Raw genomic sequence first — 13,778 nt, 5'->3', positions numbered from 1 at the left:
CCTCATGTTGACTCAAGCGATCCTTATCGGCCTCGTCGCAATGTGCGTGACATTTGAGTGGGCACTTGGCACTTGCCTTGCTTCTCGCCCGATTGTCACGGGCGTCCTCATCGGTCTTGTGATGGGTGATTTGCAGACGGGCATTATTGTCGGCGCCACGCTTGAAATGGTGTTCATTGGATCGGTTACCATCGGGGCGGCCGTTCCGCCTGACGTTATCACCGGTGGTATTTTGGGCACTGCCTTTGCAATTTCGACGGGTCAAGGCGCTGAAGTTGCGCTGACGCTCGCTTTCCCGATTGCGTCGCTTTATCTCATCATTGATAACGCGCTTACGCTGATCGTGATGCCGTTTTTCGTCCATAAAGCGGACGACTGCGTGGCAAAGGGCGACCTCAAAGGTATGGAGCGGATGCATCTGCTTGGTGGATTCATCGTCAAATCGCTTCCTCGCTTTTTCGTGTGCTCCCTTGCTTTCTATCTCGGAACGCCGGTTATGAACGCGGTGCTTAACGCAATTCCCGAGTTTGTAAGTAACGGCCTGGTTATTGCGGGTGGATTCATCCCTGCGCTCGGCATTGCACTGCTCGCTTCAATGATTGTCAACAAGCAGACTGCTATTTTCTTCGTGCTCGGGTTTGCGCTCTGTGCCTACATGAGCATTCCAATCCTTGGTATTGCCATCATTGGGCTTTGCCTCGCAGTAATTCTCGTGGTGGTCCAGCCAAACTTCATTGCTCAGACGCCACAGCTTAGTTCGGAAGGGAGCTTCGACGATGACGACTTCTAATGACACCAGTTCCAACAAGATTACAAAGCGTGATCTAAAATCGGTATTTTTCCGTTCGCTTACGATGGAGTACTCCTGGAACTACGAGCGCCAGCAGCACATGGGATACTGCTTCTCCATGCTTCCCATCATTCGTCGCGTGTATAAGAATAAGGATGACCAGGCTGCTGCTGCTAAGCGTCACATGGAGTTCTTCAACACCACTCCTTATGTCTCAACATTAATTCTGGGCATTTCGGCAGCGATGGAAGAGGCAAACGCTAACGAAGAGGATTTTGACGAATCCTCCATCAACAGCGTAAAGGCCGCTCTTATGAGCCCGCTGGCCGGCATCGGCGACTCTCTGTTCTGGGGAACGTTGCGTGTCATCGCCACTGGCTTGGGTGTGTCGCTTGCTATGCAGGGTAACATTCTCGGCCCGCTTCTCTTCCTTGTCGTATTCAATGTTCCGCATTATCTGATTCGTTGGTTCTGCCTTAAATGGGGCTATGGATTCGGAACCAGTTTCTTGAGCAAGATCGAGAAATCTGGTCTTATGCCAAAGCTCACTATGGGGGCTGCAATTCTCGGTCTTATGGTTATCGGCGCTATGGTGCCCAACCTTGTATCGGTCAGCGTGGCTGGTTCTCTCGGTACCGGCGACAGTGCGCAGACTATCCAAAGCATCATCGACGGTATCATGCCGAGCCTGCTGCCGCTGCTTGTGACACTTGGAGTTTACGAACTCGTCCAGCACAAGGTCAAAATTGCTTGGATTCTCGTTATTCTCATGGCGGTTGGTATCGTCGGCTCCTTCTTCGGAGTGTTTGCAATCTAAATGGTTGATTTCGCCGTCTGGCCCAATTGAATTAGAAAGGTATATCTCATGGTTTCATTTGATGAACAGGCAATTCTCGACAACGGTGCTTATATCTACAATCAACGTGCCGAAATTGAACGCATTGCTGACGAAATTTGCGAAAAGGGTTTCGATTCGATTTTCTTCACCTCGTCAGGTGGCTCGCTTGCGATGATGCAGCCGTTTGACTATATGGTTTCTGTTATGTCCGATATTCCCGTCCAGTCCCAAGTTTCGGCAGATTTCCTCACGGTTGGCAATCGGCGCATCGGTAAGGGGACCTTGGCGTTCATGGCGTCCAAGTCGGGCGACACCAAAGAGACGGTCGCGGCGGCAAAGGCGGCAAAAGACGCAGGCTGCACCATTGTCTCTACGCTTGGCGTGGACGGTTCACCGCTTGGTGAACTTTCCGATTATGGAGTGATCTATAAGCAGGGTCGTCCTATGGAGCTCGTGCTGTACCTTCTGATTGGAAAGATTCTCAAGAACAGGGGCTTTTTCGATGACTACGATCGCTTCGCTGATGAGCTTGTGAATCTCCCCGCTGCTCTCGTTTCCGTCGGCAAGAACGCTGACGAGATGGCTCGCGCATATGCTCTGAAGCACAAGGACGATCCGTATCAGATTTGGATTGGTTCTGGCAATCTGTGGGGCCCCACGTATTCGTTTGCCATGTGCGTGCTCGAGGAGTCCCAATGGCTGCGCACCAAATCCGTTACATCGCCTGAGTTCTTCCATGGCACTATCGAACTTGTTGAGCCGGGCGTTTGCGTCGCGCTCGCAATGACGGAGGCGCAGACTAGGCCTCTTGATGAGCGCGTTGCACGCTTCTGTAAGCAATATGCGGATGATTTCACCGTATTCGATACACATGATTATGAGTTGCCGGGTATCAGTGATGAATTCCGCTGGATGCTTTCTCCGGTGGTGCTCAATGCCATTCTCTCGCGTGTGAGCAAGAATTTCGAGGAAATTCGTGACCATTCGCTCGACATCCGCCGTTATTACCGCAAGGTCGAGTACTAATAAAGACCGTACGTGATGGGAGGCGTTGAGGTGAAAATCGCAGCAATTGGTGACAACGTTATTGATCGCTATCTCAACAAAGGCGTTATGTATCCTGGTGGCAATGCCGTAAACGTCGCTGCCCATGCAAGCATGCTTGGCGCACAGGCTGCGTATATTGGGGAGATCGGCAACGACCTGGGAGGGCGAATAATCACCGATGCCCTTTCTTCGCTGAACGTTGACCTTTCGCAATCATGCATGCCTGAAAAAGCAACAACCAAGACTTGCGATGTAAATGTTTACAACGGTGAACGTGTCGAAGTTGGTTACGATACGGGGGCTTGCTGGGCGCACAAAACCCATATCAACGATTCTGATGTCAAGTTTCTTCAGGGATTCGATGCGGTTTTTACCAGCGTCAATGCAAAGCTGCAGGATGATGTGCACCTAGTTCAAGATCTTCCCGCTGTGGTGGTTTACGACTTTTCCGTTAAAGATAAGTATCGAACCGACGCATATTTCGATCTTGTTTGCCCTGCTACAACCCTTGGTCTGTTTTCCTGTTCCGGCGAGAGCGATCAACAGATTCAAGTTCTATTGAAGAGGGCCATAGAGCATGGTTGTCGCTACACGATTGCTACACGGGGATCTGCAGGGCCTGTGTTCTTTGACGGTTCCCGATGGTACCAGGGAAATATAAGACCCGTAGATGCGCTTGACACCATGGGCGCGGGAGATTCGTATATCGCTGCGTTTGTTGTGAGCTGTCTCTCGCATGGCTGGAGTAAAAAGCAACCGCTCGATGCGGAGATCATTCGGGATGCAATGGAATTCGCTGCTGACTATTCAGCTAAGAATTGCCTTAAACCCGGCGGCTTTGGATTCGAGCATAAACTCGCCGAGATGAAAGACGGCCAAGCTTCCATTTCCTAGAAAGGTATTTTTTTAGGTCATTAAGTATTAATACGTAGTGAAATGACAAGTTGTCAATTGAAACGAATTTCACTCTATTAAACGAAGGGATATTAGATATGTTCAATTTCGATGAGCCTCGTTACGAGAAGGTTGTGAGCGATGCCCTCGCTCTCCGTCCTCAGATTGAGGCTGCCGTGGACGAGGTCTGCGAGCAGGGTTATTCCAACATCTTCTTCATCGGCTGCGGCGGCACCTGGGCCCACACGCTCCCGATGAAGTATTGGGTCGAGACCACCACGGCCGACGTCGACGTCCACTGCGAGATCGCCGCTGAGTTCCTCGCGTGCCCGCCCAAGGCCTTCAACAAGGACTCGGTCTGCGTCTTCTCCACCCGTACCGGCACCACCCCCGAGATCATCGAGGCCGCCAAGTTCTGCCAGGAGCAGGGCGCCCGCACGCTGATGTATGTCTCCAACGACAACACCCCGGCCACCGAGTACGCCGACTACAAGTTCTTCAGCTTCGCCGAGGACGACGTCCTGTGCGAGGCCATCTACACCTACCAGATCACGCTGGTCGCCCGCTTCCTCAAGAACGCCGGCGCCTTCCCCAAGTACGACACCTTCATGGAGGAGTTCGGCAACATCGCCCCGTACCTCATCAAGGCCAAGGACGCCCAGGACGAGCGCTGCGCCGCCATGGCCGAGGACTTCAAGGACACCGACTACCACATGGTGATCGGCTCCGGCATGCTCTGGGGCGAGGCCTACGACTACGCCATGTGCATCCTCGAGGAGATGCAGTGGATCAAGACCAAGTCCATCCACGCCGCCGAGTTCTTCCACGGCACCATCGAGCTGTGCGAGGAGGGCACGAGCCTCATCATGCTCTACGGCGAGGACGACACCCGTAAGCTCATGGACCGCGTGGGCAACTTCACTCACATGCTCGCCGACGAGAAGGGCGTCCATGTCCGCGTGAACAAGTTCGACACCGCCGAGATCGAGCTGCCGTTCAGCGACCCCGAGTTCCGCAAGATCGTCTCCCCGATGGTCACCTACACCATCACCGAGCGCCTGAGCTGCCATCTCGAGCACGTCCGCAACCACCCGCTCACCACGCGTCGCTACTACCACCAGATGAACTACTAATCCTTTCAAATTGCTGCTGTTGCCTGCAGGCGAGCTGTTCTGAACGTCTCGCCTGCAGGCTTATTTCTGGGGTTAATCAGAATAGTTGCCCAGTACCTCCTAGTTGCGCTGGTCGCATTTTGGCGTCTATGGACGAGCAAGCATTTGGCATTACGATGCTTGGTCGTCCGCTGTTTACGAGCCTGTTTGTCGGCTTGATCCTTGGCGATGTCCAGCAGGGAGTTATCGTCGGCGCTGCTTTGGAGTCTATGTTCATGGGCGCCATCATGGTCGGCGCGGCGGTTCCTCCCGAGGTCTATGCCTCCGGCGTGCTTGGCTGCGCGTTTGCCGTCATTACGGGTACGGGCACGGCAACTGCCGTCGCGCTCGCCCTTCCCGTCTCCGTCTTCCTTCTCTACTCCGTGATTAACTTTGCAACGCGTATTGTCGCAGCCCATCTGGGATACGACCTGGGAACCAAGTTCCTGCAGCAGTCCGAAGAGAACAACCTTATGTCTCGCATGACGCATGCTGCCGGTGTCCTCGGAATGACCGTTATCGGCGCCATGATTGCGGCGCAGGTCTCACTGTCCACTGCTTTGACCTTTGACGTGGGTGGTTCGGAGATTGTCCTGCAGGATCTGTTCGATTCGATCTTCCCCGGTCTGCTGCCCTTGCTGGCAACCTTTGCCTGCGTCGCCCTCTACAAAAAGGGCGTCAAGACCATTTGGATCATCTTGGGCATCTTTGCGATCTGCATTATCGGAACGTGCTTGGGAGTGTTCGCAGCGGCGTAATGTTGACTGCTATGCTCGCGCGTTGGATAACTAACTGACCGTTTGAAAACGGGGCTCGGCGTAAGGCCGGCCCCGTTTTTTATTTGAGGGATTTTCCGACCGTCCAATAATCCACGCCCATGCACCACTCACGCATCTCTCGTCTCTCATTCGTCACTAATATGAGAGATAACAGAAAGACGAGAGATAATTATGAGAGATAACTGAGCAGCAAAGAGACGAGCAATCATGGTATTGTCTCAATATCGATTGTTCTACCAGCAGAAACATGTTTAAATGAAACAGATGGCAGACATCTCATCTTTCACCTCTCACTTATCTCTAACATGAGAGATAACAGAGAGACGAGAGATAATTATGAGAGACAACTGAGAGACGAAGGAAGTCTATCCATGGCATTCTCCGCAAGGTCGAGCGAAAGGACGTGCAGATGAACGAAAACGAGCTGGCCGGTTTGCTCGAGTCTTTAAAGCGCATGGGTTCGGATGACCTTAACGTCGAGGTCAAGGAGAGCGCCACGACGCTTTCCCGCGACGTATGGGAAACAGTTAGCGCATTCGCGAATACTGCTGGCGGAATTATCGTGCTCGGCGCGAGCGAGCGCGCGGGCTTTGTCCCGGTTGAGAACTTTGAGACCGAGAAGGTGCTCAACCAATTCGTAGCGGGCATGGGTGATGCCGGCGGTCGCGGAAAACTGGCCAATCCGCCCAAATACACCATTGAACGCGTGGAGCTCCAGGGCACCGTGGTTCTGGTCATCACGATTGAGGAGCTCGACCCGTCGAGCAAGCCTTGCTATGTCATGGAGCGGGGCGCTCAAGGTGGCAGCTACAAACGCATCGATGACAAAGATGTCCCGCTTTCGTCGACCGAGGTTTTGGCACTGTCGTCATATGAACGGACGAGTCCTAGCGATCGCGATGCGGTGCCCGGCACGAGTGTGGGCGATCTCGACGAGTCGCTGGTCGACCGCACGATAGAGCGTGCCTATTCGTTGACGCCTCGAGCGATGCGCGGTGCGGCGGACAAGAAGACAAAGATGGAGCGTCTGAATTTCCTCGACTTCCAGGGCAATGTTACCAAGGCCGGCCTCCTTGCCGCGGGCGTTTACCCTCAGCAGTTCTATCCCAAGCTCTTCATTGATGTGGCTGTCCACGTGGGAACTCAAAAGGGAGCTGCGGGGCCACTAAGGTTTATGGACCGCACAATCTGTGAGGGAACGTTGGGCGAGATGATCTCGGATGCTGTCGCGGCCGTCGCCAAGAATTTGCGGCGAACCTCGACCGTCCAAGGCGTCTCGCGTGTCGACTCGCTGGAGATTCCCGAGGAGGTTCTGCGCGAGGCAATCGCCAACGCCGTAATCCATCGAGAATACGGGGATCGGTTCTGTGGACAATCGATTGCCGTCGACGTCTTTGACGATCGTGTCGAGGTGACGAATCCTGGCGGCCTTTACGGGGGAAAGACTCGCGAGAACTTGTTTGACGGCAGCTCCCGATGCCGTAACGCGACGTTCGTGAAACTCATGTCGATTGTCCCGCTGCCGGATGGCGCAGGTTCGCCGGCTGAGGGCAATGGCTCGGGCATCCCGATGATGATCGATGCCATGCGCGCGCATGGTCTGGCCGAGCCCCTGTTCTGCCCGGGGTTCGATCGGTTCAAGGTCGTACTTTACCGTCCAAAGATCGAGCCGGTCGATCATGGCGGGGACTTGATTATGACGGCACTCAAGCGCTACGGCGAATTGGGGACGCGCGAACTGGCGGAGCGCACGGGACTCACGGTTTCCCAGGTTAGGGCACGCGTCAATGCGCTCATTGAGCAGGGTGAGCTTGAGCCGACGGCGCCGTCGACAAGCCGCAACCGCAAATATAGACTGTCAGAGCGCGTGGAATAAATGCGTTAGTGGACGAGGCGACCCAATAATCGACCCTCGATTGGCGCCCACTAAGGTAAAGCGGTTGTTGCCCAGTCGACGGTGATGCTAAAGACTCGGCTTACGCCGGCATGGCCCCGAACCCGTCCATCAAGAACAGCCTAAGAACCAGCTTGATGACATATCCCGGTTTGATTTCTGCCGTGCCAAAGACGCTGCGCTCGGCGAGCTCGCTGCAGTATGCGTAGATGTCGCGGATAAGGTCCGCGCCCGAAAGCGTAAACATGTAGCCTGCGTCCGAAAGCGCATTGGGCGCGGCGGGCAACTTGGCCATGTGGCAGAACGTTTGCAGGTCGGGCGCCATGGCGTTCTGGTAGTCAAGGTGGCTGCCGTCTTCTTGCGCGGCGAATTCCAGCTGGCGTACTCGATCAAGCGCCGCTGCCAGCACAAAGCTCGGTGTGGGAGCATTGACGTCCTCCGTGCTCGCCACAAGCCTGCCCGCCGCCTGCGTGACAAGCCAAGCGACCTCGCGCTGGCAACGCACGGCCTTGCGCGTAACCGGCTTGATGGACGAAGAAGAAACGCTCCCCTTAGGCGGATTCGAAGCAGCCATAAGACCCTCCCATGAACGACCCGGTCCAACAAGCCCGGATGAAACACGTGCTACATCAGTATACAGGGGAGTGGGGTAGCGGGGTACAAGCGCGCCAGCGGCAAACCGAGAGCATCAACAATGTGCCTCCGCTCTATTTGGACGATGGTACGTGGGTCATTAAGTACTCGGTTCAAGCGTCGGGTACCGTTGGTTTTCGAGACCAGAATTACAACCGTAAAATGCTCAACTGCATGGAATGTGACGTCCCAGTCGGAGTCATATTTGCAACCGAGGTGGGCTATAAGGTGCTCGGCCTTGCGTTTGTTGAGCGGTTCGAGCCCGAAAACGGATGGTTTGTTCTGCACGGTCCTGTTCATAAAGGCGGACCGGACCCTCGTTTTGCGCCCGACATGAGTTATCTGAAGCACATACCCGTCGATATTGAGTTTGCCGGACAGGGTGCGACCGACGATGAAATTTGGCTTTGGCGGTCTTTTACGATCGTGCTGTTTGATCGGATCGCGTGGCGATGCAATCTCGCACACGCCTGCCGGTGCATGCTCTTCCTGATTTGTATAGCGAGAGGGGAGCGAACGTGAGCTGGCGAGGCGATATTGCGATGGGGAAGTACGGAAAACTGCCGTGCGCCCTTATAGACAACAAAATGTTTCCGAGCGTAGAAGTTGATTGCGGGTCGTTTGTCGTCGCCTGTCCTTGCTGCGGCTCGCAAATACCGTGCCTCGACATTCGGTTCATCGATGCGTGCGACAGACTTAGCGACGAAGTGAGAAAACGGACAGGCGTTCATATGCCGGTTTATCAGGAGAAATGCCCTGTTTGTGGCCTCGATATCGTGTACGACGCCGGCGACGAGGGATAGGTGATGCGGAGGAGCTGGCTGTGAAGGCATCTCTGTCCCTATAAATAAATCCCCTCACCGAGCTGCTTGTGGAACTTGGCGTGATGGTCGCGTGCCCAGGTAAAGAGCGCCTGGTCAAAGTCGGTGCGTGTGGCCGGGACGCCGAAGACGCCGGCAACTTCGACGCGCACAAACTCCAGTGCCGGCAGTTTGTTGATGGCAGTGAGGGCAAACGGGGACGAGGGCTCCTCGAACAGATAGCGGCTGCCTTGCAGCGCGTCGCAACTGGTGCACGTGTTGCCGAGCGACGGGGCTTTGGAGGCTCGCGCGCCTACGGGCTTGTAGCCGCAGCGCTTAGAAAGATAGTCGCGGATCTCGCCCGGCACGCAGCCAAGAGCGGGAACAATGGCGAGCGCGTTGGCATTGGCCGTGTCGATGGTAATGTGCCCGGCTTCGTTGGGCGCGTGCGCGATGGCGATGCCCTTGTCGTCATCGATTCGATAGGGAATGCCGAAGGCCGCGACCGAGGTCTCTTTGTGACACTTCCAGCACTCGCGCTTGCCCAGTACTAGATATATATACGGCGCTGAGGGGTCGGATCGGTCAACACCGGGCAGCCACTCGGCAAAGGGCTCGGGGTTGACGCCGCTGGGTACATACCAGATCTTCTTGGTCCGGTCCCATTTGGCGCCCAGCGCCTTGGCTTCTTCTTTGTGCGAAAAGGGGACATCGAGCTCGGTGCGCATGGCGGCTCCTTGGTGCTGCAGGTGCGAGTGGCTCAAGGATACCGCAGGGCGCAGACATCGCGGCGTTTTGTTGAGAAGTTGCGGCGCGGACTGCTTGGTTACGCCGTTAGATAAATTGGCAAGTAGATGGTCGGCTTTTGACCAGTTGGGCGGTTGGAGCAGCTTGCGGCGCAGTTTTGTGCCTGGCTATTGTTGATGTTGGGGTATTGAATATATTTGGCTGCCATTCGTCAGGTGAATTGTTGTTACGTTGCGATGACGGTTGGAACTGTCAGCGGATTTAGCGACAAAAAACAAAACAGCCCAGAGGACATAGCCTCTGAGCTGCGAACATTTGGTGGGCGTTAGAAGATTTGAACTTCTGACCTCTTCCGTGTCAGGGAAGCGCTCTCCCCCTGAGCTAAACGCCCGATCAAGGGTGCGCAAGCGCGCAAGGGATAATATAACGGAGCCTGAACTCGGTGGCAAGAACATTTTTAAAAATCGCTTACATTGTGGAATTCGGGGGCTTTGTCATATCCATTTCAAAAGAGCCTGCTGCCGCGATTTGACTGTCGCATAATGCAAGGCCATTGCGGTATCGAGCTATGGAAAGACGTCTGCGGAATTGTCCTACCGATAAGCGGACAAGCCTCCAGCTGGTGCCTTCGCCGTGGTAAGGTAAGCCGAATTGTTTCCAGGCTGCTTCGAGGGAATGGAATGAGCAAAGAGCGTGTCGAGCAGGTCGAAGGCGCAGGGGCTTCGGTGCCGATGACCGATATATCGAACATTGATGTGCCCGAGGGCACCGATGAGCTCAGCCGTAGCACCCGCCGCGCTTGGCGCGAGCGCCTGAACAGCGCTTCGACGCGCAAGATGATCACGGGCGTCTTGGCTACGCTGGTGGGCGGTTCGTTTTGGGGCTTCTCGGGCACCAGCGCGAGCTTTCTGTTCGATACCTACCACGTCGACACCTTGTGGCTTATGAGCGTGCGTCAGATTCTCGCCGGTCTACTCTTTATGGCCGTGGTTGTTACGCGCGACCGCGAGCGCCTGATTAAGCTCTGGACCACACCCGCCGATCGCAAGCAGCTGCTGCTCTTTACCGCCTTTGGTCTGCTGTTCAACCAGTTTTGTTATCTTTCGGCCGTGCGCCTGACCAATGCCGGAACCGCGACGGTGCTCCAATGCCTGCAACTGGTCATCATTATGGGCTACACCTGCGTGATCGACCATCGCATGCCTCGCGTGCGTGAGGCCGTTGGCATTGGGTTGGCCCTGGGCGGCACCTTTTTAATCGCTACCGGCGGCGACCCTACCAGTCTGAGCATATCGCCGCTTGGCCTGGTCGCAGGCCTTATGTGTGCGGTCAGTGCCACGTGTATGGCGGTGATTCCCGCCAAGATCCTGCCCGAATACGGCAGCCCCATCGTCACGGGCTCGGCAATGCTCACGGCGGGCGTGGTCTCGTGCGTCTTCGTGCAGCCTTGGGCGCATATGCCGGCACTCGACGCTGCCGGCGTCGAGGCGCTCGCGGTATTCGTGGTTATCGGCTCGTTTTTTGCTTACATGCTCTATATGCAGGGCGTTAAGGACATCGGCTCGGTGCGTGCGAGCCTCATCGGAACTGTGGAGCCGGTTTCGGCGACCATCACCAGCGCCGTTATGCTGGGCACGGTGTTTTTGCCGACCGACCTTATCGGCTTTGCCATGATCATCGTGATGATGTTCCTCACGGTGTAGCTGGCGCCGCCGCCAAGACGGAAAAGGCGTTGTGCCACATTTTCGCCAATTGATGTCCGTGTCTGGAGTTTAGCTGTCGATGCTCAAAATGCCATAAACTAGTAACGTTATGGACTTTTTCATTGCGACTCAATTGCGAGGATTTCTTTATGGCTGGTAATCACTTTAAGGGCAGCGATAGCGGCCGTCCTGCAGTTCCGCCGCGTCCGAACGGGGCTGGTAAGGCCGGCACGCCGGGCGGCGCTGGGCAGGGCGGTTCCGGTAAGCGCGTGTCCCCGGGCGAGACGGCGATGTTTACCGCTCTGTACGAGCAGTCTCAAAAGGCAAAAAAGACCGGCCGTGCAAGAGGGAATGTCTTTGCGGGCGGTGCAACCTCCACGTCGCAGCCGAGCGGGGCCCCTTCGATACCTGCGAACAACGCAGGTGCTGCCAACGCCGCGAATACCGCCGGCAACGTTAATGCCGGCAAGGCCGCCAACAATACTCCCTCTGCCGGTGGCGCGGGGCTTACGGGTAACCTTGGCACGATTTACACCGGCGCCTCCGAGACTGGCACGTTCGCCCGCCTGGATGATAGCGGTGCCGAGTTTGCGGGCTCGGGTTCCAAGGAAGATTATTACGATTTTGGCTTGAACTACGGTAGCGACGCTTCGTCGAGTTCGACCTCTGACGGTCTGGTCCGTCATCGCCATCGCAAGGGCGAGCGCAAAAAGCGTCACACTGGCGCCATTATTGCCGCTGTAGTCGCGGTGCTTCTCGTTGCGCTTGGCGCAAGCGGCTTTATGCTGCTTAACTCGGCAAAGACCGTAAAGAGCGAAGCGAAGGAGGCTGTCGAGATCGTCGGTGGCCTTAAGGACAAGGTCACGTCGGGCGATTTTTCGACGCTGCCTGACGACGCGAAGAAGATTGATGAGCTCTGCGACAGCATGAAGGCGGAGACCTCGAGCCCGCTGTGGACGGCGGCTTCGTTTATCCCGGTGTATGGCAGCGACATCAATGCTGCCCGCACCATGATCGACGCCCTGTCCGATGTCTCTAGCGGCGCGCTGATTCCCATGGCCGACAACCTCTCGCGGGCAACGCCCGGCAAGCTGTTCCAGGATGGCATGATTAACGTGTCCGCGCTGCAGGCGGTCGCCGATTCGCTTTCCAACAGCTCGAAGGTGTTCAAGAGCGCCAACGAGAAGATCCAGGGCATTGGCGATACTCATATTTCCCAGGTGACCGAGCTGGTCGATAAGGCCAAGGACGGCTTTGCCACCCTCAACGGCGCGGTTGACGCGGCGGAGAAGGTCGCCCCCGTCCTTCCCCAGATGCTCGGCGCCAACGGCCAGACGCGCAACTACCTTATGTACGCCATGAACAACGTCGAGATTCGTGCCTGCGGCGGCTTTGGCGGTTCGCAGGGCCTGATTTCGGTCACCGACGGCCAGATGTCGATCGGCGAGTTTGTTCCCCGCATTGGACTCAGCGAGGATGAGGCAGTCGAGAGCGTCGACGAAGAGGATGAGGCGCTGTTCGGCAACCACAGTAACCTGTACAACTCGGGCAATACCTATTCGCCTGATTGGCCCCGCAACTCGCAGCGTGTCGCAGCCCTGTGGAAATCTCAATATGGCCAGGACGTTGACGGCGTCGTGGGTATCGACCCGGTGTTCCTGCAGTATCTGCTGGGCCTGGTCGGTAACGTGTCGCTGCCCGACGGAACGGTTGTCGACGGCACCAACGCCGCAAAGGTCCTCATGCACGATGTGTACTGGAACTATCCGGTCGAGGAGTCGGACGGCATCTTTGCATCCGTCGCCAGCGCTGCCTTCGACAAGATCCTTGGCGGTATCGGCGATGTCGATGTTACGAAGCTTGTCAGCGCCGTTGAGCGCGGTGCCGAAGAGGGCCGCCTGATCGCGTGGATGAAAAACGATGACGAGCAGAACGCTATCAAGGAGATGAACATCGACGCCTCGCTGCCCGATCCGGATGACCCGAGTGAAGATCCCGTTGCTGGTGTCTACTTTAACAACCTGAGCTTCTCCAAGCTCGACTGGTACCTGAATGCCGATACGCAGATTGGCCAGGGCATCAAGAACGGTGACGGCACATGCTCGTATCGCATCACCGTTACCCTGACGAACATCATGACGCAGGAGGAGGCCGGCAAGCTGCCCGACTACGTCGCGGCGAGCGCGCCCGATGCCGCGCGCGACGACGAGCGTCTGAATGTCTCGTTGTTTGCCCCGACGGGCGGCAACATTACTGATCTGACCGTCGAGGGCACCCAGTTTGGTCTTGGCGCCGCTACGTGGCATGGAATCCCCTTCTATTCGGGCACCGTTGACCTGCATGCTGGCGAGACGACGACGATCACATATACGCTGACCACGTCAGCCGAGGCGGGGGACAAGCCGCTTACGCTGCGTCAGACTCCTACATGCCAGGCGGCTCGCGACAGCGCGTCGGCGTAGGGTTTTTCTGGTAGCGCAGATAATCGAGTACCATTTTGGG

At 56.2% G+C, this 13,778-nt stretch carries 12 protein-coding genes and 1 tRNA gene; 10 read left to right on the top strand and 3 right to left on the bottom strand.

Annotated elements, in window-relative coordinates:
* Positions 1 to 4 precede the first annotated feature (4 nt).
* The 7 genes from AAAT03_RS03325 to AAAT03_RS03295 all read left to right on the top strand — a co-directional run bounded on the left by AAAT03_RS03325 (position 5) and on the right by AAAT03_RS03295 (position 7,375).
* Positions 5 to 790, top strand: coding sequence for a PTS sugar transporter subunit IIC (locus tag AAAT03_RS03325; RefSeq protein WP_055310757.1), 786 nt, complete (start codon positions 5 to 7; stop codon positions 788 to 790).
* Positions 777 to 1,607: a PTS system mannose/fructose/sorbose family transporter subunit IID gene (locus AAAT03_RS03320; protein ID WP_055310758.1), complete on the top strand. Its 831-nt coding sequence runs from the start codon at positions 777 to 779 to the stop codon at positions 1,605 to 1,607. Before AAAT03_RS03325 ends, AAAT03_RS03320 begins: the two co-directional genes overlap by 14 nt.
* 48 nt (positions 1,608 to 1,655) lie before the next feature.
* Positions 1,656 to 2,654, top strand: a complete 999-nt coding sequence (locus tag AAAT03_RS03315; RefSeq protein WP_055310759.1) for an SIS domain-containing protein — start codon at positions 1,656 to 1,658, stop codon at positions 2,652 to 2,654.
* A gap of 30 nt (positions 2,655 to 2,684) precedes the next feature.
* Positions 2,685 to 3,569 carry a PfkB family carbohydrate kinase gene (locus AAAT03_RS03310; RefSeq protein ID WP_270226973.1) on the top strand — a complete coding sequence of 295 codons (885 nt, stop codon included), beginning with the start codon at positions 2,685 to 2,687 and terminating at the stop codon, positions 3,567 to 3,569.
* Positions 3,570 to 3,667: 98 nt separating this feature from the next.
* The gene (locus AAAT03_RS03305; RefSeq protein ID WP_349102584.1) at positions 3,668 to 4,702 is read left to right on the top strand and encodes an SIS domain-containing protein; all 1,035 of its coding nucleotides are present in this window, start codon (positions 3,668 to 3,670) and stop codon (positions 4,700 to 4,702) included.
* Positions 4,703 to 4,830: 128 nt separating this feature from the next.
* Positions 4,831 to 5,478, top strand: a complete 648-nt coding sequence (locus tag AAAT03_RS03300) for a PTS system mannose/fructose/sorbose family transporter subunit IID (protein WP_349102583.1) — start codon at positions 4,831 to 4,833, stop codon at positions 5,476 to 5,478.
* Positions 5,479 to 5,908: 430 nt separating this feature from the next.
* Positions 5,909 to 7,375, top strand: coding sequence for an ATP-binding protein (locus AAAT03_RS03295; protein ID WP_349102582.1), 1,467 nt, complete (start codon positions 5,909 to 5,911; stop codon positions 7,373 to 7,375).
* A gap of 100 nt (positions 7,376 to 7,475) precedes the next feature.
* Here the strand turns inward: AAAT03_RS03295 and AAAT03_RS03290 are convergent, their stop codons facing one another.
* The gene (locus AAAT03_RS03290; RefSeq protein WP_117648206.1) at positions 7,476 to 7,967 is read right to left on the bottom strand and encodes a hypothetical protein; all 492 of its coding nucleotides are present in this window, start codon (positions 7,965 to 7,967) and stop codon (positions 7,476 to 7,478) included.
* 11 nt (positions 7,968 to 7,978) lie between these two features.
* Here AAAT03_RS03290 and AAAT03_RS03285 point away from each other — a divergent pair, with 11 nt between their 5' ends.
* A complete protein-coding gene (locus AAAT03_RS03285; RefSeq protein WP_117839824.1) occupies positions 7,979 to 8,548 on the top strand; it encodes a hypothetical protein in 570 nt (189 codons plus the stop codon).
* 319 nt (positions 8,549 to 8,867) lie between these two features.
* Here AAAT03_RS03285 and AAAT03_RS03280 read toward each other — a convergent pair whose 3' ends face one another.
* Entirely contained in the window at positions 8,868 to 9,554 is a 687-nt protein-coding gene (locus AAAT03_RS03280; protein ID WP_117839823.1) for a DUF5710 domain-containing protein, read from the bottom strand.
* A gap of 335 nt (positions 9,555 to 9,889) precedes the next feature.
* Positions 9,890 to 9,964 (bottom strand) — tRNA-Val (locus tag AAAT03_RS03275).
* 289 nt (positions 9,965 to 10,253) lie between these two features.
* Between AAAT03_RS03275 and AAAT03_RS03270 the strand changes: the two genes are divergently transcribed.
* Both AAAT03_RS03270 and AAAT03_RS03265 read left to right on the top strand, forming a co-directional pair.
* On the top strand, positions 10,254 to 11,276 hold the full coding sequence (locus AAAT03_RS03270; RefSeq protein WP_172674587.1) for an EamA family transporter: 1,023 nt from the start codon (positions 10,254 to 10,256) through the stop codon (positions 11,274 to 11,276).
* Positions 11,277 to 11,425: 149 nt separating this feature from the next.
* Positions 11,426 to 13,738, top strand: coding sequence for a DUF4012 domain-containing protein (locus tag AAAT03_RS03265; RefSeq protein WP_117839822.1), 2,313 nt, complete (start codon positions 11,426 to 11,428; stop codon positions 13,736 to 13,738).
* Positions 13,739 to 13,778: the final 40 nt, after the last annotated feature.

Source organism: Collinsella sp. CLA-AA-H167 (genome assembly GCF_040095305.1).
Lineage (GTDB): Bacteria > Actinomycetota > Coriobacteriia > Coriobacteriales > Coriobacteriaceae > Collinsella.
The sequence above is the reverse complement of the archived record's forward strand: the minus strand, read 5'-3'. Positions and strand labels throughout refer to the sequence as shown.